The sequence below is a fragment of the Pseudomonas sp. VD-NE ins genome, assembly GCF_031882575.1.
GTDB lineage: Bacteria > Pseudomonadota > Gammaproteobacteria > Pseudomonadales > Pseudomonadaceae > Aquipseudomonas > Aquipseudomonas fluorescens_BZ.
Window position 1 is genome coordinate 2,506,271 of record NZ_CP134772.1, and the last position, 22,542, is coordinate 2,528,812.

Below are 22,542 nucleotides of genomic sequence, written 5' to 3' on the forward strand. Positions count from 1 at the left end.
CCACAGGGATTTTCGCTGTTATCAGGGGTGCAGCGGCAACTTCAATTCAGCACACAACCCGCCACCCTCACGGTTGCTCAAGGTCAGCGAGCCGCCCAACGCCATGGCCAGTTGCTGGGCGATCGCCAACCCCAGCCCGGTGCCGCCGGTATCGCGATTGCGCGAGTTTTCTACGCGGTAGAACGGTTGCAGCACTTGCGCCAGTTCAGCGTCGGCGATGCCCGGGCCACGGTCCATGACGGTGATCGCCAGGCTGCCCTTGTTCGCTTCGACCCAGACTTCGGCGGCACCGGCGAATTTCAGTGCGTTGTCGGTCAGGTTCACCAGAACACGGCGCAAGGCATGGGGCCGGGTGTCGATGACCGCCGCACTCTTGCCGACCAGTTGCACCTGCTTGCCCATGTCCTGATAGTCGAACACCAGGCTTTCGAGGAAGGAGTCCATGTTGGTGCGGCGACTTTCCTCGGTTGAACCATGGATGCTGCGCGCATACGCCACGCCTTCGCGCACCAGATGTTCCATCTCGCTGAGGTCATTCCACAGTTTGTCTTTCTCGACGCAATCGTCCATGAGCTCGGCGCGCAGTTTCATCCGTGTGATCGGCGTTTGCAGGTCATGGGAAATCGCCGCCAGCAGTTGCATGCGTTCTTTGAGGTAAGCGGCGATGCGTGCCTGCATCGTGTTGAACGCCCGCGCCGCATAGACCACTTCGTTCGGGCCGCTTTCGTCGAGGTTGATCGGGTGGGCGTTGGGGTCGAGGGTTTCCACGGCGTTGGCCAGACGGGTCAGGGGGCGAACCGCAATGCGCACCGCCAGCCAGGTGCAGACGAGCATCAGCGCCAATTGGCCGAGCAGTACCACCGGCAACCAGGGTGACAACGGGACCATGGCGGGGCGTACGTCGATGGTCACCGGGCTGCCGTCACTCAGGCGCAGATGCCCCTGAAAGTGCTTCTTCGGCCCGGGAATGTCGGTGAAGGTCAGCGGATAGCGTTCGCCGATGGCTTCAGTGATCGAGGTGACGGCCACCGGCACATCACCGGCCTCGATCAGCGTGCCCGGTTCGCCTTCGCTCAACAGGTAGCCGTAGTTGGTTCGCGCCAGACGCTTGAGCCAGTCGGGACGCTCTTCGGCGGGCAGGCGATCGAGGATCGCAATCGAGGTCGAGACGTCGGTCTCGAGATTGCCGAGCATGGTATTTTTCGCGCTTTGGTAACGCTCGTAATACTGCGCGCCGAATGACAGCGCCTGGGCCAGCAGCAGGCCGATCAGGAAAATCAGCGACAGGCGCGAGGCGAGGGTGCGCGGCCAGTGCAGATTGACGCTCATGCCGGGGCACCGAGAATTTCGACCGGCAACGAGAACACATAACCCTCGCTGCGCACGGTCTTGATGTAGGCCGGCTCACGCGCATCATCGAGCAGACGCTGACGCAAACGGCTGACCAGCAAATCGATCGAGCGGTCGAACAGATCTGCGTCGCGGCCCTGGGTCAGATTGAGCAGTTGGTCGCGGCTGAGCACCCGTTGCGGGTGATCGAGAAACACCCGCAGCAAACGGTATTCGGCGCCGCTGAGGGCGACCATGGTGCCGTCCTTGTCCAGCAGGTGACGGGCCGAGGTGTCCAGTTGCCAACGGCCGAAAGCGAGCAAACGGCCGGCTTCGGTGACCACCAGATTCGGCGGCAGCATCCGCGTGCGGCGCAGCACGGCGTTGATCCGCGCGAGCAATTCGCGGGCGGCGAACGGTTTGGTCAGGTAATCATCGGCGCCCATTTCCAGGCCGATGATGCGGTCGGTTTCATCGTTGCGCGCGGTCAGCATCAACACTGGCGTGGCCTTGTGTTTGCCCACGCGCAGTTCGCGGCACAGCTGCAGGCCATCGTCGCCGGGCATCATGATATCGAGCACGATCAGGTCGACGGTATTGGCTTCGAGAAAACTGCGCATCTGCCGGCCATCGGCGACCACCGTGGTGCGCAGACCGTTTTTCTTCAGGTAGTTGCCCACCAGTTCACGGATCTCGCGGTCGTCGTCGACGATGAGAATGTGATCGACATGATCCATCGGTGCAAACCTCTATCAAAAGGGACTGCCGTGCAGTGTATCGAGCCTGCTGCGGCTCGCCTGCCTGCCTTTGTATTGCAGTGTATCTGCAGTGTCGGCGGATACACGGGAACGCAAAAACGCGAATTTTCCAGGGTTTTGTATCGCTGTGTATCCCCCGATGGCAGGGATACACAGCGATTGAAACGCGCCTGTTCCTGACACAGACGCGATACCTCGCGAGCCTCAAATAGGCTCCATCGAGGCCCACACAGATCGCCTCGGCTCAAACCCACTGAAGCCTTGAGGAACACGCCATGAACAACAAATCCGTAATCGCCGCCTGCCTGTTTGCTGCGCTGAACATCTGCACGCTGTCAGCCCGTGCCGAAGCCGCTGTCACCCCGCAAACCTACACCTACGGCACCCACCTGGACATCCAGAAAGTGATCTCGTTGAAACAGGACAACTCGGTGACTTGCGGGATTGTCGAGGCGCGCATGACCTACCTCGATTCGGCCGGTCAGACCCGCGTGCTCGATTACAGCAAATTCGCCGACGGCTGCAACAACGACAACTGAGTCATCACTCTTTATAGAAGGAAACAACCATGAACAACGTATCGCGCTTTTTGACTGCCATCGCTTTCTCTCTCGCCGGCGTCGCCGCCCACGCCAACGCCGCGGTTGAACAGCATAGCTGCCACAGCGGCACTTGCTTCCAGTTGACGCCAGTGGCCAAGCAGGGCACCGATGGCTTGATTGCCGCGGACGGTTCCAGCCGCACGCCACAGGGCCAGATGTTTGCCGAGAACGGCGCCAGCCGTACGCCGCAGAGCCATTGGCTGGAAAGCCAGAACGTTTGAATGGCTTGTCACATTCATTGATCAAGGGTGACTCACTATGTATCTCATCGCATTCCTCGGCGGTCTGCTGACCGTGCTCAGCCCCTGCATCCTGCCGGTGGTGCCGTTTCTGTTTGCCGGCGCCCAACGTAGCCGCGCTTCGATACTGCTGACACTCGGCGGCATGGCCCTGACCTTCGCGCTGATCTCAAGCCTCGCCGTGGTCAGCAGCGAGTGGGTGATTCAGGCCAGCAACAGCGGACGCTACGTCGCCCTGATCGTAATGAGCGTGTTCGCCCTGTCGCTGATCTCGGCGCGTGTCGGTGACTGGCTGACGCGACCGTTCGTGATGCTCGGTAACCGTTTGGACCCGGACACCCGGAAACAGGCCGGGCCGTTCGGCTCGATCATGCTCGGCGTGGCCACGGGGCTGCTGTGGGCACCGTGCGCCGGGCCGATTCTCGGCGTGATCCTCACCGGTGCCATGCTGCAAGGGGCGAATGCGCAGACCAGCCTGTTGCTGCTGGCCTACGGTGCCGGCAGTGCATTGTCGCTGGGCACGTTGATTTTCACCGGACGCGGCTTGGTCAATCGCCTGAAACCGTCGATTCCGTTCACCGGCTGGTTGCGCCGTGGTGCAGGTGTTGCGGTACTCGCGACGGCGGCGGTAATTGCCACCGGCTTCGATAAAACCTTGCTGGCGAACACGTCCTCCCAAGGCGTGGCCAGTGTCGAAAAAAGCGTTCTGGAAAACGTGCCGAAAGTGGTCGACTACTTCATCAGCAAAGTCCGCGCGGACTCGCCGATGGAGCAGGGCAACGGTGCGATGCCGGCACTGGCCGGCGCTGTGCAGTGGTTGAACTCACCCGAGCTGAACGCTGAATCCCTGCGCGGCAAAGTCGTGCTGGTGGACTTCTGGACCTACGACTGCATCAACTGCCAGCACACCCTGCCGTACGTCAAAGACTGGGCGAAGAAGTACGAGAAGGACGGCCTCGTGGTGATCGGCGTCCACACCCCGGAATACGGATACGAGCGGATCATCGACAACGTTCGGGATCAGGTGAAAAAACTCGGCATCACTTACCCGGTGGCCATCGACAACAACTACGCGATCTGGCGCAACTTCGACAACCAGTACTGGCCGGCGCATTACCTGATCGACGCCAAGGGGCAGGTGCGTTACAGCCACTTCGGCGAAGGTCGCTACGAAGCGCAGGAACAGATGATCCAGCAGTTGCTGCAGGAGGCCAAGGCGCCTGCGGCCTGATCAGCAATATCAATGGCTCAGAGGTCGCGGACCATGAGCCATTGCTCGTTGTCCCAAGCGTGAAAACGCTCCACGACTTGCCAGCCGCGTTTGGCGTAGTAGTCCTGCTTGCTCTGCGTATGCAGATACAAACGCGCAAATCCGCAGTCTTTTGCCTCCTGACAAATCCCTGCAATCAAGCGTTCCGCCAGCCCTTGCCCGCGTGCTTCAGGGCTGACGAAGACGCAGGCCAGCCAAGGTCCGAGATCAGGGCGCAGGGCGAGGTCATCGCGTGCCAGCGCGGCGCCGCCGACCAGATGTTCACCGTCCATGGCGATCAGGCAAGACCAATCACCATTGCCTTGACCCTCGGCAAATTCACGTTGCCATTCCGCCAGCGGGTGGTCGACGTATTCGTAGGGGAATTGTTGGTGGATCCATTGGGCATAACCGTCGCTGTGGTGCATGTGATGCGCGAGCCAATCGAGTTTCAGTGACATCAGTCGAGTCCGTTCCAGAAGCGAGAACGCATCAGAAACCAATCCCCCAACCTTGGCAATCCTCAAGGTGTTCCAGACGCTTTACAGATTTCCACCGCTCATCGGCAAACCCCCGGTTTTACGGAGTTGCCAGACGATTGGCAGGGACGCCGAGCGGTCTCGGCGCGATAGTGCGTGAGCAGGGTCACTGCCGGCCTTGCCCCATAACAAGAGCGCGAGGTTGCCATGCCTAAATTCGTGATTGAACGCGAGATTCCAGGGGCCGGTAAGCTGTCGGAAGCAGAACTCAAAGCCGTGTCGCAAACGTCTTGTCAGGCGTTGCGCGATCTCGGTCCGCAAGTGCAGTGGCTGCAGAGTTACGTCACCGCTGACAAAGTCTATTGCGTGTACATCGCACCTGACGAAGAGCAGGTACGCGAACACGCCAGGCTGGGAGGATTTCCTGCCAACAGTGTGGCGCGGGTGATGACGGTGATCGATCCGACGACCGCCGAATGATCACCGATCCCACCCGCAGCGGAGTTCACTCTTATGAGTACCCCGATTGATCTGACTGCCCTGAAAGAACGCCAGAAAGTCGCCTGGGCCAGCGGCGACTACGCCGTGATTGGCACGACGTTGCAAATCGTCGGCGAAAACCTCGCCGAAACCTGCGACCTGCGTTGCGACGAGGAGGTGCTGGATGTCGCTGCCGGCAACGGTAATGCGACGCTGGCGGCGGCGCGGCGCGGTTGTCTGGTGACGTCCACCGATTACGTCGCGGCACTGCTGGAACGTGGCCAGGACCGTGCCCGCGCGGAGCATCTGGACGTGACGTTTCAGGTGGCCGATGCCGAAGCGCTGCCGTTCGCCGACGAGAGCTATGACGCCGTGCTGTCGACCTTTGGTGTGATGTTCGCGCCGGATCAGGACAAGGCCGCTGCTGAACTGGGCCGGGTCTGTCGCCGTGGCGGGCGAATCGGTCTGGCCAACTGGACGCCGGAAGGTTTCGTTGGCCAGATGTTCAAAATCCTCGGTCGTCATCTGCCGCCACCTGCCGGTGCCCAGCCCCCCTCGAACTGGGGCTCAGATGCGTGGCTGCACAAGCATTTCGATGACCGCGATTTTCTGCTGCGCGTGACGCGGCGCGAGTTCAACTTCCGCTATCGCTCGGCCGCGCATTTCATTGACATCTTCCGCCATTGGTACGGGCCGGTGCACAAAGCTTTTGCGGCGCTGCCGCCGGAGAGTGGGCAGGCACTGGAAAGTGATCTGGCGGATCTGCTCAATCGGTTGAACCGGGCGGGGGAGGATTCGCTGGTGGTGCCGAGTGAGTATCTGGAGGTGGTGATTACTAAACGCTAAAAGAGCCGATCTCCGGTTCAAAGGAAATCCCTGTGGGAGCTGGCTTGCCAGCGATGACGGACTGTCATTCGACAGCGCTGTTGGCAGATCTACCGCCATCGCTGGCAAGCCAGCTCCCACAGGCTTTTGTATTGATCTCTATTAGCCTATTTCACCTGCGGCCGATCAAACCACTCCAGCGCCGTGCGCCAGATGCAGATCCCCAGAAAGTACGCCGACATCAGCAACCACAAGCCCATCACCAACGGGTTGATCACCGGGTGGTTGAGCACCAGCGACAGGCTGCACAGCAGCCAGATCGCCGTCACCGCAATGTTGATCGGCATAAACCGGCGCACGCGGAACGGGTGCAGGAACTTCATCCGCGTCACGGTCAGCAGCGCCAGGCCAATCACCGTCAGGAAGGTAATCCACGGCCCCGGCCCGATGATGTACAGGCACAGCGCGACCACATTCCACGCCGCCGGAAATCCGACAAAGTAGTTGTCCTTGCTCTTCATATTGACGTTGCAGAAGCAGAACAGCGACGACACCAGAATCAGCGACACGGTCAGCAGCAGGGTGTAGTCGGGCAATGGAATGTAGCGATAGATGAACAGCGCTGGAATGAACACGTACGTCAGGTAATCGATCACCAGATCGAGGATCGAACCGTCGAAGCTCGGCAGCACCGATTGCACGTTGACCTTGCGCGCCAGTGCGCCGTCGAGGCCGTCGACAATCAGCGCCACGCCCAGCCACATCAGGCAGTGGGTCGGCTGGTTTTCCAGGAGGGCGAGGGTCGCCAGGAAGGCAGTGACCACGCCAGTCGCGGTAAAACCATGGGCGCCCCATGCTTTGAGCCTGGCGATGTGTACAGTCGATATCACGGGGGCGTTCTCCAGAAAGTGAAGCAAGCCGGGTATCACCCTTGGCGGGAAGGGCGCCGGCAAACCGGGTCGGGGTTGCAGCTATCGACCGGTCTGGCCGGGATAAGGTTCACCATTGATCAATCTTAGCTGGCCGGCGAAAAAATACGCGGGCGAAATTCGTCAACGCTTCGAGCGTCGGCCAAACGGTGGTGGCGCTATTGCCGCACGGGTCTATCGTTGCCAGACGCAGTCACTGCCAACGCTTGAGGATGACATCATGAACACCAGCGATTTGCTCGAACAACTGCTGCGAGGCCAGGCCTCGGCGGGACAACAATCTGCAAACCCGGCTGGCGGGGCAGGCGGTTTAGGCGGGTTGCTGGGCGGCCTGCTCGGTGGCGGCTCGGGCGCGGCCAGCGGCGGCGGATCCGTCGGTGGACTTGGCGGCTTGGGCGGCTTGCTCGGTGGTTTACTCGGCGGCGGTGCCGGTGGTGGTCTGGGCGGCGCGTTGGGTGGGGCGCTGGGTGGCGGTGGCGGTACGCAAAGTCGTTCCGGCGGTACTAATTATGCGGCGCTGGCGTCGTTGGGGATGATGGCATTCCAGGCGTATCAGGCTTGGCAACGCAGCCAGGCCAGCGCGGCACCGCAACAAACGCCGCAAACGGCTAACCTCCTTGCCGGCCCGGAAATTGAAGAGCACAGCCACGCGGTGCTGCGTGCCTTGATTGCCGCAGCTAAGGCTGACGGGCGTATCGATGATGCCGAGAAACACCTGATCAGCAGCGAAATCGGCAAACACACCGATGATCCGCAGTTGCAGCTATGGCTTGACGCCGAAGTCGCCAAGCCGCTGGATCCTGATGAGGTGGCGCAGGCGGCCAATGGGGATCCGGCCGTCGCCGCCGAAATGTACCTGGCCAGCGTGATGCTGGTGGATGATCAGCAGGACGCCGAGCGCAGTTATCTGGATGAACTGGCGGCAGCGTTGCAGATCGACCCCGATTTGCAGGTGCATCTGGAGCAGCAAGCCAAGGCCCAAGTATAGAAAGCCCCACCGGTCATGTTGGTTACCGGATGTGTCCTACGTAAATAAGGGAATCAGCCGACTGCGGCTATCCGTAGAGCCAAGCAAAGTCCTGTGTCTTAACCAGATACAAGGAAATGTGGATGCTCACGATCGGCACGTCATTCGCTTGCAGATTCGAAATCGAGGGAGTTTTCCACCCATTTCAGATATTCGGATTCCGGGTCAGGAGGGTGCGCAGCCTTATTGATCTGATTCAACAACATCCCGCCCTCGATTTCACTCGCGGCCCGCACTGTCTGATGGGCGAGGCCGCACAAGCATGAGCGCGTTGACTTCTTTTCCAGAGGGTTTGCCTTGGGGCGAGCAGCAGGCCTTTTTGTTGCTGGACGGGGCGACGATCAGCGATCTGCCGCAGCGGTTGAAACAGCTCGACCCGATGGCCAGCACGCTTGCCCTCTATGACCAACCACCGTTTTCAGCGTTGCGCGATGTCTCGCCGTTGCTGGTGGCGATCGAGCAACCGAACGATCCGTTGGCGCAGTTCTATCTGCACAGCGCGCAGGAGGAGTGGGGCGTTTTGTTGTTCAGTGCTGCGCCGATGCACGGCGTCGCCGAGCACTTGCGCAAACTGCTGGTTGTCGAGTTACCCGCCGGGCAATCGGCGTTTTTGCGCATGGCCGATGCAGCGGTGGCGCATGCGTTGTTCACTCATGCCGATCAGTGTTTGTTCGGGCCTTTGACCTGTGTGGTGACGGCGGACTGCGTCAACGATGTTTGGCACAGTCATCGACCTTGGCTGGCTGAGTGTCCGGCGCTTGCCGTGCCGTATCGCCTTGATCCTGAGCTGAGCGCGGCATTGGATCAGGTTGACCGGCGTCGAGTGTTGCTTGATCTCGATGCGCATCTGTTAAAGCACTTCCGCGAATTCCATGTCGGGGAAACGTTGGGCCAGCGCTGGCCATTGCTGGATCTTATGGAAACGCAAGCCAGCGCACTTGGCTTGAGCTGTCAGTCCGAGTTGTTCAACTACGCCAACCTGACGGCATTGCTCGACGGCAGCGATATCGGCCAACACCCGCAAATCCATCACTTGCTCCACACCCCCTCGCTGCAATCACCCGGCGAGCGTGTCGCGCTGGCGGCTGATCTGGCAGAACGCTGGGCCAGCCAAAGGGCGAAACCATGACCCATCCTGCGATTCTTGATGCTGCCGCTGCCTCAAAAAAGCCGTTCGGCTCTCTCGACTTTTGCCCGTTGCGGCAAACTCATGTGCAGCTGTTGCCCTTGGCTTATGGCCTGGTGGAAAGACCTCATGACCCGAGTGCTGAGCTGACGCTGCCGCATGCCCTGACCGCGCGGCCAATGGGCATACGCCGGTTGCGCGATGGCTGGCTGTACATCATCGACAGCCTCGGCGGCGAATTGTACGAATACCGCGTGCTGGACGGGATCGTTACTGCGCTGCTGCACCAAGGTAAAACCGTTACTGAGGATCAGCGCGCGGCCATCGAAGAGCGTCCGGCGTTGATCTTCTCCCGCAAGAGCACGCTGTACGTGACCTTTGCCGAAGTGCAACTGAGCGCTGCGAAATGCCGGCAAGTGCTGGACAGCGCGGAAGAGCGCGAGCACTTCATGCAAGCGGTCGATCTGGGGCCGGTCAATTGCCTGGTTGGCGGCGAGCATTTGTTGACCGTCGAGCAGGCCCGGCAATGGCTGGCGGAAGTGGCGGTGGGGGCTGAACCGGTTGCCGAAACCGATGCGACGCGGATGCCGGCGGTGCAGGTCAGCGACGCCCCCGAACACGAGCGCGAGCCTTATTTGTGGGAGCAGCCGCGACGCTTTCGCGAGGCGCACATCGGTGAATTTCTTGGTCGGGTGCGCGGGCCTTATCAGGACGACACGCTGTTTCTGCTGGTTAACGATGACTTGGGCGTGATGCGTGATCTGGCCGAGTATCAGGACACCGTCGTTGGCTGGGTCGAAGAGTGGAGCAACAGCGGCAACAACGAACGTGATTATCTGCTGGCCAGTTACATCGAGTCTTTGAGCCAGCTCGGCAGCGCAGATTTCGACAGTCTGGCCAAGGCCAGTGACGATCCGCAGGCCAAGGCTTTTTATGCCGAGCTGGAGCAACTGCCCGAACCGGATCGGGAGAATACGCGCAAGGCGTTGCTTGAGTATTTGAACAAGGGCGGCAAGGTTGAGCCCGCTTCTGCGGAGGCAACGCCAGAGCTTTCGCAACTTCGCGAAAAAGCCCTCGACGATTCGCTGGCGCTGAACCGGTTTGACGACGTCGCCCCGGATTTCACCGCGCATGGCCGCGTCACCGCCGAAGCGGATAGACGCTTCTATACACGCGAGTATTTTGCTGAAGTCGCCCCGGCCGATTTCGTCGACCGGCACCTTTCGACACTGGTCGACCTCGGCAAGAGTCAGGACCGGCGCATGCGCGACGTGCTCGACGGCCCGTTCCTCAGTGGCAAACGCGGGGTCAACGACCTGATCGACCGTCCGGCGATGGACGACGTCCTCAACCGTCACCGCGACAACCTCGGCCGCTGGAACCGCTTGCTCGAACGCATCACCGCCGACCGCACGCAGTTGCTGATCGCCGGACGCTTCCATCGTTCGGCCTGGTACTTCGACGCGCAAGTGGCGGCGCAAATCTGCCAGGCCCTCAGCACTGAATACGCCTGCCTCAAGGACCTGTGCCGCAGCGACGAAGCAAGCGAAAAAATGCTCAGCTATCTGGAGCAGCACCCGGAACTGACCCGAACCCTGTTCTACACCTTGCCGCTGCGCCTGCAAGCGCAGCAGGCCGGGCAATATTCAACGCTGTTCAACGCCGGCATGGCCACGTTCAACAATCTGCCGGACTGGCTGGCCAAACTGAAAAAGATCGAACAACCGCAACTGCCGGCCCTCGACGAATTGCCCGAACACACCCGCATCGTCGCGGCCGCCGTGCAGGACACCTACAGCCCCGCACTGAATCTGGGGCTGAACCGCGTACTGGAAGGTTTCGACCTGTCGGGCGAGAAACTCCCCGATCTGGATGAACTGTTCCAGCGCTTGCCCAAAGCACTGCGCCTGCGCCTCTTCGACGCGGCAAAAACCAGCGGCGTGACCTTCACCGTCGCCAGCCCCGCGGAACAGGCCGCGTTGCAAGGCGCGATCAAGGAAGTACTGCGCGAACGCGAATACCTGAAAACCCTCAACCGCGAACGCAACCAGCTCACCCACAACAAAAACCGCCAAGGCCATAAAACGGCGAGAGCGGTGGAGTTGCAGGAAGAAATCGTGCGGGTGCGGGCGCAATTGACGCTCTTCGAAGGACGGTTGGCAGCGGCGTTGAGCCCGATCGAAGAACTGCCGGATCGCTCGGCGCGGTTGTACGGCGCGACACCGGCTCGAGCAGGGGTGACGGTGGTGTTTCCGTCGGCGCAGCAGGGAGAGTTGAGGAGTTTGTTGGGGAATATTCGGTTGGGAGTGAGTGGGGTGTCGGCCGGGAGTTTGGTGAAGACGGAAGGGATGGGGTTGGTGGTGGTTTTGGTGCAGGTGGTGAATTTGGTGGGGGTATTCCGTGAAGTGCGCAGGCAAACCCGAAATGAGCGAGTGTGGAAGCCATTCGCCGAAGCGGTAGCCGCGACGGGGGCCGCTGGATTTACCGCTGCGCAGAGCCTTGCGGATACAGCATTGAAGGCGCGTAGTACGTCGCTTGTAGCAGGCTTGCAGCTCCATGCCTTGCAGAATGTACATGTGCAAATGGGCAAACTGCATATTGGATTAGGCTTCTTCAGTTATAGCTTTGGTTTGGTGTCTTCAGCTGTCAGCTTAAAAAAACAGCAACAAAATTGGCAGCAGGCGATTCGCAGTGGAAATCAATCGGCGCAGGATGCCGCCGCGCTAGCCACATCAGGTGCTGGCGGCATGGTAACGGTTAACGCTTACGGGCTGAGTCATACCGTTCACGCCACTTTCACTGTATTGACTGCTCCAAACAAGGCTGCACGAACAACCGCTTGGGCCGCGGCCGGCACACGTCTTTCTAGCGTATTTTTCCGCTTTAATCTGGCGGGGGCTTTATTCACCGTTTTGGAACTCAGTGGTACTTGGCTATACAACCGCTACAACCTCAGTGCTCACGATAAATGGCTGAAAATTACACCTTGGAGTCGGGATGCCGAGATGCGCGGTGATCACTCATTGGATGATTATCAGAGTTATCTGGCATTTTTGATCCATGCGCCTTACGCCCAACTTGGTCCAAACTCCTATGATTCCTGGCTGAAAAACGTGCTGTTCAAAGCCAAGCCCAGCGATATCCATCTGGTGCTGCCAAGACTGACGTTGAGCGATCTCCTGCCTCCTCTTGGCGGCAAATCGAAATATCGGTTAGGCCTCGGCGCGCACCGTATTTCTATTCCCCTGCATAGTCGAGGAGCGCCGCGAGAGCGCAAGGATGTAATCAGCGATGAGGTCGTCAGTAGCGTGAGGATTGTTGAGTCTGCGACGAAGGGATTGGTGCTCTGCCTTCAGTACCCGTTGGACCCCAACTCTGAATTCACTCCAGCGAAAGAAACGCTGGAACTGGCAGTCTGTATTCAGAGCGTGAACGGCAAAGGCGAATGGGCGTCGCGCACCCGCGTAATCCATTTAGATCCTAGGGGGGATGGTCATTTTTCAGTGGTTGCGCCGGAGTTGGTAAAAGAGAAACCACCGGTATTGCTCGTTGAAACCCAGTTTCTGGAGCTAGCCGATCATGCCGAATAAGCCATTAGTTAGCTCGCAGATTGATCAACCTCGAAAGGCCGGAGACACCGAGACATTTCAAACTGGAAAAGTTACTTATCTAGCGCCACTACCATTACCATCACCAATGCCACCCCACGGTCCGCATATCGGCAGTCTGGATGATGTGTATATGGATTTTGGATTGGGATCACCCCAAGTCTTTTCATGGCAAGTAATTTTGGGTGGCACATTCAGTGTTTCTTTTTCCGTGGCCTTTCTCTTTCCATTGATAGGCGGTTTTCTTGGGCTGATGTTTGGTGATGGTTGGGAAACCAGTTGGGTCTACGTAGAAGAGATCTTCGAGGAAACTAGCGTGCTCGCATTGCAAACTGGTTTTCTGATTCTCGTAATTTGCTTAGGAGTCTGGCACCACAACCACAAAAAACGCGCCCATATCATCCCCACCCGCTTCAACCGCCAACGCCGCGAAGTCTGCTTCATGCCCGCAGGCGAAACCCAACCGGTCTTCGTCCCATGGGAATCACTCTCCGCCTGGATCATCGAAGCCCAAGGCGCCACCCAATACGGCATCCACCGCCAATACGGCATGGGCATCGGTTTCTACCACCGCGAAACCCTCACCAGCCTCGAATTCAGCTGCGCCGGGCTGCCTCTCGCCATCAGCCACTGGGAGGCCATCCGCGGGTACATGGAATACGAGGTCAATGACCTCAAATCGATTCAAGACCTGCAAGACCTGCAAGACCTGCAAGGCCCCGACGACCCACCCCACGAAGGCCTGCACACCTTTCGCAACGCCCGCGCGCGCATGCACCAGCAGATCCGCGAAGGCACACGAACAAGGCTGTCGGGCTTTTTCTGGTACCTCTACCACGTCATGACGTTTTGGACGATTCCCAACCACCTCGTCGAATGGGAAGTGCGCCGTCTCGAAAGAATCGGCAAACAGGCACTGCCCGACGCCATGCGCGAATGGTCAGAACCGCTGCCGCAAGACCAATGGGCCAAACCCAGTGAAGAGCTGCTGCGGCTGAGTGAACAGGTGCGGCAAATGCAAAAGCGCCAGCCACATCGACCGATCACCGAGATCTTTGCTGAGGTACAGCGCACGCCTCCAACCGGCAAGCGTCATGCATGAGCTGTTTTTCAAATGTCACTCAGCAAGTCTTCATGTGCAAACAGCACAGCCAGGCGCTCAGCACCGAATACGCCTGCCTCAAAGACCTGTGCCGCAGCGACGAAGCAAGCGAAAAAATGCTCGGCTATCTGGAGGAACACCCGGAACTGACCCGAACCCTGTTCTACACCTTGCCTCTGCGCCTGCAATTGGAGCAGAGCGGGCAATACTCAACGCTGTTCAACGCCGGCATGGCGATGTTCAACAATCTGCCGGACTGGCTGGCCAAACTGAAAAAGATCGAACAACCGCAACTGCCGGCCCTCGACGATCTGCCCACGCACACCCGTGCCATCGCCGAGGCGGTGCAGGACACCTACAGCCCCGCACTGAATCTGGGGCTGAACCGCGTACTGGAAGGTTTCGACCTGTCGGGCGAGAAACTCCCCGATCTGGATGAACTGTTCCAGCGCTTGCCCAAAGCACTGCGCCTGCGCCTCTTCGACGCGGCAAAAACCAGCGGCGTGACCTTCACCGTCGCCAGCCCCGCGGAACAGGCCGCGTTGCAAGGCGCGATCAAGGAAGTACTGCGCGAACGCGAATACCTGAAAACCCTCAACCGCGAACGCAACCAGCTCACCCACAACAAAAACCGCCAAGGCCATAAAACGGCGAGAGCGGTGGAGTTGCAGGAAGAAATCGTGCGGGTGCGGGCGCAATTGACGCTCTTCGAAGGACGGTTGGCAGCGGCGTTGAGCCCGATCGAAGAACTGCCGGATCGCTCGGCGCGGTTGTACGGCGCGACACCGGCTCGAGCAGGGGTGACGGTGGTGTTTCCGCCGGCGCAGCAGGGAGAGTTGAGGAGTTTGTTGGGGAATATTCGGTTGGGAGTGAGTGGGGTGTCGGCCGGGAGTTTGGTGAAGACGGAAGGGATGGGGTTGGTGGTGGTTTTGGTGCAGGTGGTGAATTTGGTGGGGGTTTTTAAGGAAGCGCTCAGGCAGTCAAAGAACAAACGAACTATCGGCCCGATTTTGTCTGCGGTAGCTACGACTGGAGGTGCTGGATTCACTGCAGCGCAGAGTCTCGCTGATACGGCTTTGAAAGCTCGTAGTACTGCGCTTATTGCTGCGCTTCAACCCCATGCCATGCAGCATGTAAATGTGCAGATGGGTAAGTTGCATGTTGGGTTAGGCATGTTCACTTATGGTCTTGGTTTGTTGTCCTCAGCAATCAGTCTCAAAAAACAAATTGAAAGTTGGCAGCAGGCAATTCGCACTGGCAACTATTCGGAGCAAGGTGCAGCCGCGTTGGCGACACTAGGTGCTGGTGGAATGACGGCCGTTAATGCTTACGGTTTAAGCAACACCTTACACGCGGGTTATACCGTATTTTCCGCACCAAATAGGGCAGCAAGAACAACTGCATGGGCCGCCGCCGGCACACGTCTTTCCACCGTTTTTTTTCGCTTCAATCTGGCCGGTGCTTTGTTCACAGTGCTGGAACTCAGTGGCACCTGGCTTTTCAACCGCTACAACTTTAGCGTCCACGACAAGTGGCTGAAAATCACGCCTTGGAGCCGGGACACAGGGATGCGCGGGGATCATTCACTGGAGGACTATCAAAGTTATCTGGCTTTTCTGATACATGCGCCTTATGCGCAACTTGGCCTAAATCCGCATGATTCTTGGTTGAAAAACCTGCTGTTCAAAGCCAAAGCCAGCGATATCCATCTGGTGCTGCCAAGACTGACGTTAAGTGATCTCCAGCCTCCCTTTGGAGGCAAATCGAAATATCGATTAGGCATCGGCGCGCACCGTATTTCCATTCCCTTGCATAGTCGAGGAGCACCACGAGAGCGAAAGGATGTGATCAGCGATGAGATTTTAAGCAGCCTGCGCCTCGTCAAGTCATCACCCGAGGGGTTGGTGCTCTGTCTTCAGTACCCGGTGGATCCAGATTCTGAGTTCATCCCTGCGAAAGAAACGCTGGAACTGGCAGTTTGTATTCAAAAACTGAACGACAAAGGCGAGTGGGCCGCGCGGACACGCGTCATACATCTAGATCCAAGGGATGAAGGGCATTTCGACGTAGTCACACCTCAAATCGTCAAGGAAAACCCGCCCATGTTGCTGGTTGAAGCCCAGTTTTTGGAGCAGTCCGACCATGCCGAATAAATCCTGTCCGCCCGCATCCGCACTGCATTTTAAGCAATCTAAAAAAGCTGGAGATATCGAACCGTTTCCGAGCGGAAAAATTGCCTATCTCGCGCCCTTACCGTTTCCAACATCTTTGCCGCCCTACAGCCCATATATTGTTGAATTGAATGACGGTTTTATGGACTTCGGGTCGGGGGGACCCCAAGTTTTTATGTGGCAGATGACTTTAGGCGGTCCATTAACAATGACCTTTATGTGGTCCGTCTTGCTGCCTATATTTAGTTTTTGTTTTGGTCTCGTGTTGGGGTACGACTGGCTGTATTCCTGGGAGTTTGCGGAGCAATTATTTTTTCCGTCATCAAAACTAGGATTGCTGACCGCATTTGCCATGCTGTCCATAGGACTCGCTGTCTGGCATCACAACCACAAAAAACGCGCCTCAATCATCCCAACCCGCTTCAACCGCCAACGCCGCGAAGTCTGCTTCATGCCCGCAGGCGAAACCCAACCGGTCTTCGTCCCATGGGAATCCCTCTCCGCCTGGATCATCGAAGCCCAAGGCGCGACCCAATACGGCATCCACCGCCAATACGGCATGGGCATCGGTTTCTACCAAGGCGAAACCCTCACCAGCCTAGAATTCCAATGCGCCGGCCTGCCGCTCGCGATCAGCCACTGGGAAGCGATACGCGGCTACATGGAATACGAAGTCAACGACCTCAAATCGATTCAGGACCTGCAAGACCTGCAAGGCCCCGACGACCCACCCCACCAAGGCCTGCACACTTTTCGCAATGCTCGCACGCGCATGCACCAGCAAATCCGCGAAGGCACACGAACAAGGCTGTCGGGCTTCTTCTGGTATCTCTATCACGTCATGACTTTGTGGACGATTCCCAACCACCTCGTCGAATGGGAAGTGCGCCGCCTCGAAAGAATCGGCAAGCAAGCATTGCCCGACATCATGCGCGAATGGTCGGAACCTCTGCCGCAAGACCAATGGGCTAAACCGAGCGAGGAGCTGCTGCGGCTGAGTGAGCAGGTGCGGCAAATGCAAAAACGCCAACCGCATCGGCCTATCACCGAGATTTTTGCGCAGGTGCAACGAGACAGGTAATCAGTGGGTTTGGCGCGCGCCGAGGCAGGAACTCACCGTCCGTCCGGGCATTTTTCACGTCGATTGAATTTTTCGCAGGCGCTGCCTCTCTGCTGCTGTAGAGGCGTGTGGAACAGCGCCCTGCCAATCGACCGAGAATTTTGCCATGACTGTCCTGACACACCTGCAAGCTGCGCCTGCTCAACCGCATCTTATGAATGCCGCCGGGAACATCCGCCAGGTCTATGAAGCGTTGTTGCGCGATGACAATCCCCAGGACCTTGCGCAGGCGTTTTTGCGGGAGCAACTGCAACATGCCGCGCCACTCACCGATTCCCTGCCCGAAGACCCCACGACCTGGCAGGCCTGGGTGGCCGAACATTGCGCCGATGTCGCCCGGCAATACGCCGACTATCTGCAACAACGCAAGGCCGGCGGGCCTCGGCAATTTTTCCGTGGCAAGGCGCAGGCGCTGTATTTCCTGCAAGCGGTGGCCCCCACCAAACTGGTTGACGGCGCTTGGCTCCATGGTCTGTTGCCGCGCTGGCAGGACCCGCGTTTCCAGGGTCTGCTGCGAACCTTTCTGGAAGAACTGGGCGAGGGCAATCCGGCGCAGAACCACGTGGTGATCTACCGCAAACTGCTCGCCGAGCACGACTTGCAGGACAGTGCTGCCATCGACGATGAACGTTACCTGCAAGGCGCGATACAACTGGCGCTTGGTGTCTGTGGCGCTGATTACTTGCCCGAGGTGATCGGCTACAACCTCGGCTACGAACAGCTGCCGTTGCATCTGTTGATCAGCAGTTACGAACTCAGTGAGCTAGGCATCGATCCGTACTATTTCACCCTGCACGTGACCATCGACAACGCCAGCACCGGGCATGCGCAAAAGGCCGTGCAGGCGGCGCTTGATCTGCTGCCGATTGAGGCCGATCGCGGCGAGTTTCTGCGCCGGGTCGCACTGGGCTATCGGCTCAACGACCTGGGGCAGGGCAGCCGCGCGATCATCGAAGGGTTCGACCTTGAGCGTGAGTTGCTGGCGATGCTCGAGCGCAAATGTCCGTTCGCCCAGCACATGCACTCCGATTACTGCCGCTTCGAAGGGAAGACCGTCAATCAGTGGCTGGCCGCACCGGAGCAGTTGCCCGGTTTTCTTCAGGCACTGCAAGACAAAGGCTGGATCAAACGCCACGAAGACCCGCAGGCCAGTCGTTTTTGGCAACTGATCGCGGGCGACGGTGCGGCGATGTTTGGCGTGTTCAATGCCTATGAAAAGCAACTGGTACACGATTGGATCGCCGGTGACTGGACGCCATCGGATAAGGCGAAACCTGTTCGGCGGCACACTCAGACCGCAGCGCCAGTCGAAGGGCTTGAACAGGATCCCGACGTGCAGGCGCTCAACGCCGCGCTGCAAGGTCAGGACGGCTTGGCACAAATGGCGATTCTGATCCCCTGGCTCGCCCCGGCGCGTCATGCACACCCGGCCGGACTGCTCGCGACCCGGCGTTTTATCGAACTCAAATCTCGTTTGCCTTAAGGACCTTGCCGATGAATCAGGAAGAACAACTCTGCCCCAACGATCTCGTGCTGCTGCACCTCGGCCGGCGCTTGTTGGCAGACGGATATCGGTTCACCACCCCGACGCCGTTGACCCATCAACGGGTCAACCAGCGTGACGAGGGCCAGATGGCCGACTCTTTGCGTGATGTGTTCGGCTGGTCGCGTCCATTCGCGCCGGGGCTGTTGTCTGCCGATGAACAGCGGCAACTGCAAGACGCGCAGGTCATTGATAATTACGAAGGCCACCTGAAGAGCAGGGTGCGCTGGTCAAGTCTGGACGATTTGCTGTTCGTCCATTCGGCATTCCCCACCGAGGCGGCTGACGCGGTGTTTTTCGGCCCCGACACCTACCGTTTTGCGCAACTGATCCACGCCCACCTGCAACAGAACTTTGCGCCGATTCATCGCGCGGTGGACATCGGCTGTGGGGCTGGCGTCGGTGCGATCCTGATCGGCCGTGCCCGTCGCGAGGCCGAGGTGCTGGCGCTGGACATTAACCCTGCGGCGCTGCGTCTGACCGCGATCAACGCGGCGCTGGCGGAAGTTGCCAACGTCGACGTACGCGCCAGTGATCTGTTGCAGGGCGTCGAGGGCGAGTTTGACCTGATTGTCGCCAATCCACCGTATATGGCCGATCCGGCAGAGCGCGCCTATCGCCATGGTGGCGGGACGCTCGGGGCAGGGCTGTCGCTGCGCATCGTCGAGCAGGCGCTGAACAGACTGGCGCCCGGCGGCTCGTTATTGCTCTACACCGGCGTGGCGATGGTCGATGGTCGCGATCCGTTTCTCGACACCGTGCTGCCGCGCCTCGATGAAAAGCGCTTCGGCTGGACGTATCGCGAACTCGATCCGGATGTCTTCGGCGAGGAACTGCTCAACCCCGGCTATCAACGGGTCGACCGCATCGCGGTGGTGGCGCTGACCGTGACCCGGATTGGCTGAAACAAGGCAGGTGCACGATGAACAGGAACCTCGACGACTACAACCGCATGCGCGATTTTTCGGCGACCTCGGAACCGGCCGCCGTCAAGCGGTCGGGGCGTAAAACCGGCGCCGAGCATGCTTTGCAGTTCTGCATCCAGAAGCACGACGCTTCGCACCTGCACTACGACTTTCGCCTGGAACTTGATGGCGCACTGAAGAGCTGGGCGGTGCCGAAGGGGCCGTCGCTCGACCCCAAGGTCAAGCGGCTGGCGGTGCATGTCGAGGATCATCCGCTGGATTACGCAACGTTCGAGGGCAGCATTCCGGAAGGGCATTACGGCGCCGGTGATGTGATCGTCTGGGATCGCGGCGTGTGGATTCCGCTGGAGGACCCGCACAAGGCCTACGAAAAGGGCAAGCTCAAGTTCGAGCTGCAAGGCGAGAAGCTCGGCGGGGTCTGGAACTTGGTGCGCACGCACATGCCTGGCAAAAAAGAACAATGGTTTTTGATCAAACATCAGGACAGCGCCGCACGGCCGCAGGATGACTACGATGTGTTGGCAGCCGAGCCGGACAGTGTGTTGAGCGAACGCACGCTGGTTACCAAGCCCAAGTTGGCCGCCGAGCAAACTAAACCGCCGAAAAAGGCCTCGGCCAAGGCGCGTAAACCAGCGACCGGCAAGCTTACCGGCGCGCACAAGGCCAAATTGCCGGCACAACTGAAACCGGAACTGGCCACGCTGGTCGACAGCGCACCGGAAGGGCAGTGGAGTTACGAGATCAAATTCGACGGCTACCGGATCATGGCGCGCATCGATCATGATCAGGTGCAACTGTTCACTCGCAACGGTCATGACTGGACGCACAAATTGCCGCAACAGGCCGCAGCCCTCGCTGCGCTGGGATTGGAATCGGCGTGGCTCGACGGCGAAATGGTCGTCGCCAACGAGCACGGTGTGCCGGACTTTCAGGCCCTGCAAAATGCCTTTGAAGCTGGAAGCAGCGGCAACATCCTCTACTACCTGTTCGATCTGCCGTATCTCAACGGCGTCGACTTGCGTGAAGTGCCGGTCGAGGAACGTCGCGCCGCGCTGGCCACAGTGCTCGGCAGTCATGAACAAGCGTTGCTGCGCTTCTCCGAAGCCTTCGACGAAACCGCGGATGCACTGCTCAACAGCGCCTGCCAGATGCAGATGGAAGGCCTGATCGGTAAACGCCTCGGCTCGCCGTATGTGTCGCGGCGCAGCAGTGACTGGATCAAGCTCAAGTGCAAACACCGTCAGGAGTTTGTGATCGTCGGTTATACCGATCCGAAAGGCTCGCGCAGTGCTTTTGGTGCGTTGTTGCTGGGGCTGCATGATCGCGACAGCGGCGAGTTGCGCTACGCCGGCAAGGTCGGCACCGGTTTCAACGAGTCGACGTTGAAAAGCATTCTGACCCAGCTCAAACCGTTGCAGGTGAAGAAGCCGGCGGTGGTCAATCCACCCAGCGGTTTCGAGGTCAAAGGCGTGCACTGGCTCAAGCCGAAACTGCTGGCGGAAGTCGCGTTTGCTGAAATGACCAAGGACGGTTCAGTGCGCCACGCCGTGTTCCATGGCTTGCGCGATGACAAACCGGCCAAGGGCATCACTGAAGAGCGAGCGAAACCGGTGAAGACTGCAGAGAAGAAAACCGCCACGAAAAAAACGCCGAAAAAAGCCCCGAAAAAAGCCCCGGCGAGCAATCCAGATACCGCGCCGTCACAGCTCGGACTGGCCAATGGCAAGGTGCGCATCACGCACCCGGATAGGATAATCGACGCGGTCAGCGGCACCACCAAGATGCAACTGGCCGAGTATTATGCCAGCGTTGCCGAATGGATCCTGCCGCAGCTCAAGGATCGCCCGGTGGCGCTGGTACGCGCACCCGACGGCATCGCTGGTGAGTTGTTCTTCCAGAAAAACGCCGAACGCCTGGCGATCCCCGGCATCACCACGCTGGACAAGGACGTCACCGGACAACCGGTGATGCTGATCAACAACGCCGAAGCGCTGATTGGCGCGGTGCAGATGAGCACTGTTGAACTGCACACCTGGAACGCGACCACGGTCGATCTGGACAAGCCTGATCGCTTCGTTCTCGACCTCGATCCGGATCCGGCGCTGCCTTGGAAAAGCATGGTCGAAGCGACGGCGCTGACCCTGACCGTGCTCGATGAACTGGGCCTCAAGGCATTCCTCAAAACCAGCGGCGGCAAGGGGATTCACTTGGTGGTGCCGCTGACCCGCAAACTTGGCTGGGACGAGGTCAAGGACTTCAGCCACGCCATCGTCAGTCATATTGCCAAGCTGTTGCCGGACCGCTTTTCGGCGGTGTCCGGGCCGAAAAATCGCGTCGGTCGGATCTTTATCGACTATCTGCGCAACGGTCTGGGCGCGACTACGATCTGCGCTTACGCTGCGCGAACCCGCGAAGGTCTGCCGGTGTCGGTGCCGCTGTTTCGCGAGGAAGTCGCCGAGATCAAGGGCGGCAATCAGTGGAATGTGCACAACGTCCATGAGCGGTTGGCGGAGGTCGGTGACGAGCCATGGGCGGACATGAAGAAAACCCGCCAGAGCATCACCGCCGAGATGCGCAAGCGACTGGGGCTGAAAAAGTAATCAGGTGTCGCGCAGCAAGTCGTGAGCGTTGAGCAATTCGAAGGCGATTTCCGGGTGATTTTCCAGGCCGCGGCGAATGGCGGCCGGAATCGCTGCGCGGGTCTTGCGGCACAGGCCCGGTAACTCGTCGATTTGAATAGCGATGCCGCGCATGGTGCGTACTTCGTTGAAGCCGGGGGCGACGTCGACACGAATCCCTAACTGCTCGTACATGCGCTTTTGCAGGTGTGCGAGGTCAGCGAGGTCTTTGAGTTTTTCCAGGCGCGCCAGCAAGACTTTCTCCTCCTCACGGGTCAGGCGCAGGATGCGCAAATCCGCGCCGGGAGTCTCCAGCAACGGATCGCGCCCGCAAATGCAGGCGCCGGGCGGGCAGGGGGAGCGCAAGGGCACAGAAGTCGTCATGGCCTCCATCATAGAGGCCGTCGGACA

The 22,542-nt window shown here is 59.2% G+C and carries 19 protein-coding genes; 14 read left to right on the forward strand and 5 right to left on the reverse strand.

The window, feature by feature from the left end; all coding sequences use genetic code 11:
• Positions 1-21: 21 nt before the first annotated feature.
• Entirely contained in the window at positions 22-1,329 is a 1,308-nt protein-coding gene (locus RMV17_RS10985) for a HAMP domain-containing sensor histidine kinase (protein WP_311886508.1), read from the reverse strand.
• The gene (locus RMV17_RS10990; protein ID WP_007919579.1) at positions 1,326-2,066 is read right to left on the reverse strand and encodes a response regulator; all 741 of its coding nucleotides are present in this window, start codon (positions 2,064-2,066) and stop codon (positions 1,326-1,328) included. Before RMV17_RS10990 ends, RMV17_RS10985 begins: the two co-directional genes overlap by 4 nt.
• 296 nt (positions 2,067-2,362) lie before the next feature.
• On the opposite strand from RMV17_RS10990, the gene RMV17_RS10995 reads away from it, so the two are divergent.
• The 3 genes from RMV17_RS10995 to RMV17_RS11005 are packed head-to-tail and all read left to right on the forward strand — an operon-like array spanning position 2,363 to position 4,159.
• Complete coding sequence (locus RMV17_RS10995; RefSeq protein WP_311886509.1) at positions 2,363-2,626, forward strand: DUF2790 domain-containing protein; 264 nt, start codon at positions 2,363-2,365, stop codon at positions 2,624-2,626.
• 29 nt (positions 2,627-2,655) lie between these two features.
• The gene (locus RMV17_RS11000; RefSeq protein WP_311886510.1) at positions 2,656-2,910 is read left to right on the forward strand and encodes a hypothetical protein; all 255 of its coding nucleotides are present in this window, start codon (positions 2,656-2,658) and stop codon (positions 2,908-2,910) included.
• 37 nt (positions 2,911-2,947) lie between these two features.
• Positions 2,948-4,159 carry a cytochrome c biogenesis protein DipZ gene (locus tag RMV17_RS11005; protein WP_311886511.1) on the forward strand — a complete coding sequence of 404 codons (1,212 nt, stop codon included), beginning with the start codon at positions 2,948-2,950 and terminating at the stop codon, positions 4,157-4,159.
• A 17-nt stretch (positions 4,160-4,176) separates the two neighbouring features.
• Here the strand turns inward: RMV17_RS11005 and RMV17_RS11010 are convergent, their stop codons facing one another.
• Positions 4,177-4,638, reverse strand: a complete 462-nt coding sequence (locus RMV17_RS11010) for a GNAT family N-acetyltransferase (RefSeq protein WP_311886512.1) — start codon at positions 4,636-4,638, stop codon at positions 4,177-4,179.
• 225 nt (positions 4,639-4,863) lie between these two features.
• Between RMV17_RS11010 and RMV17_RS11015 the strand changes: the two genes are divergently transcribed.
• A complete protein-coding gene (locus RMV17_RS11015; protein WP_034152514.1) occupies positions 4,864-5,136 on the forward strand; it encodes a DUF4242 domain-containing protein in 273 nt (90 codons plus the stop codon).
• A 33-nt stretch (positions 5,137-5,169) separates the two neighbouring features.
• Positions 5,170-5,982 carry a class I SAM-dependent methyltransferase gene (locus RMV17_RS11020; RefSeq protein ID WP_034152513.1) on the forward strand — a complete coding sequence of 271 codons (813 nt, stop codon included), beginning with the start codon at positions 5,170-5,172 and terminating at the stop codon, positions 5,980-5,982.
• A 146-nt stretch (positions 5,983-6,128) separates the two neighbouring features.
• Here RMV17_RS11020 and pcsA read toward each other — a convergent pair whose 3' ends face one another.
• A complete protein-coding gene (gene pcsA / locus RMV17_RS11025) occupies positions 6,129-6,851 on the reverse strand; it encodes a phosphatidylcholine synthase (protein ID WP_007919592.1) in 723 nt (240 codons plus the stop codon).
• 259 nt (positions 6,852-7,110) lie between these two features.
• Here pcsA and RMV17_RS11030 point away from each other — a divergent pair, with 259 nt between their 5' ends.
• From RMV17_RS11030 to ligD, 9 genes are all read left to right on the forward strand, one after another.
• Positions 7,111-7,878, forward strand: coding sequence for a tellurite resistance TerB family protein (locus tag RMV17_RS11030; protein WP_311887031.1), 768 nt, complete (start codon positions 7,111-7,113; stop codon positions 7,876-7,878).
• 301 nt (positions 7,879-8,179) lie between these two features.
• The gene (locus RMV17_RS11035) at positions 8,180-9,046 is read left to right on the forward strand and encodes a DUF4123 domain-containing protein (RefSeq protein ID WP_311886513.1); all 867 of its coding nucleotides are present in this window, start codon (positions 8,180-8,182) and stop codon (positions 9,044-9,046) included.
• Positions 9,043-12,633 carry a toxin VasX gene (locus RMV17_RS11040; RefSeq protein WP_311886514.1) on the forward strand — a complete coding sequence of 1,197 codons (3,591 nt, stop codon included), beginning with the start codon at positions 9,043-9,045 and terminating at the stop codon, positions 12,631-12,633. Before RMV17_RS11035 ends, RMV17_RS11040 begins: the two co-directional genes overlap by 4 nt.
• A complete protein-coding gene (locus RMV17_RS11045; RefSeq protein WP_311886515.1) occupies positions 12,623-13,753 on the forward strand; it encodes a hypothetical protein in 1,131 nt (376 codons plus the stop codon). Before RMV17_RS11040 ends, RMV17_RS11045 begins: the two co-directional genes overlap by 11 nt.
• Positions 13,754-13,785: 32 nt before the next feature.
• Positions 13,786-15,906, forward strand: coding sequence for a hypothetical protein (locus tag RMV17_RS11050; protein WP_311886516.1), 2,121 nt, complete (start codon positions 13,786-13,788; stop codon positions 15,904-15,906).
• The gene (locus RMV17_RS11055) at positions 15,896-17,005 is read left to right on the forward strand and encodes a hypothetical protein (RefSeq protein ID WP_311886517.1); all 1,110 of its coding nucleotides are present in this window, start codon (positions 15,896-15,898) and stop codon (positions 17,003-17,005) included. The genes RMV17_RS11050 and RMV17_RS11055 overlap by 11 nt, the downstream gene beginning before the upstream one ends.
• 145 nt (positions 17,006-17,150) lie before the next feature.
• Entirely contained in the window at positions 17,151-18,527 is a 1,377-nt protein-coding gene (locus RMV17_RS11060) for an iron-containing redox enzyme family protein (protein WP_311886518.1), read from the forward strand.
• Between the two features lie 11 nt (positions 18,528-18,538).
• Entirely contained in the window at positions 18,539-19,492 is a 954-nt protein-coding gene (locus RMV17_RS11065; RefSeq protein WP_034152504.1) for a methyltransferase, read from the forward strand.
• 17 nt (positions 19,493-19,509) lie between these two features.
• Positions 19,510-22,113: a DNA ligase D gene (gene ligD / locus RMV17_RS11070; protein ID WP_311886519.1), complete on the forward strand. Its 2,604-nt coding sequence runs from the start codon at positions 19,510-19,512 to the stop codon at positions 22,111-22,113.
• Here the strand turns inward: ligD and RMV17_RS11075 are convergent, their stop codons facing one another.
• Positions 22,114-22,515 carry a hypothetical protein gene (locus tag RMV17_RS11075; RefSeq protein ID WP_311886520.1) on the reverse strand — a complete coding sequence of 134 codons (402 nt, stop codon included), beginning with the start codon at positions 22,513-22,515 and terminating at the stop codon, positions 22,114-22,116. It abuts the gene before it with no gap.
• Positions 22,516-22,542 lie beyond the last annotated feature (27 nt).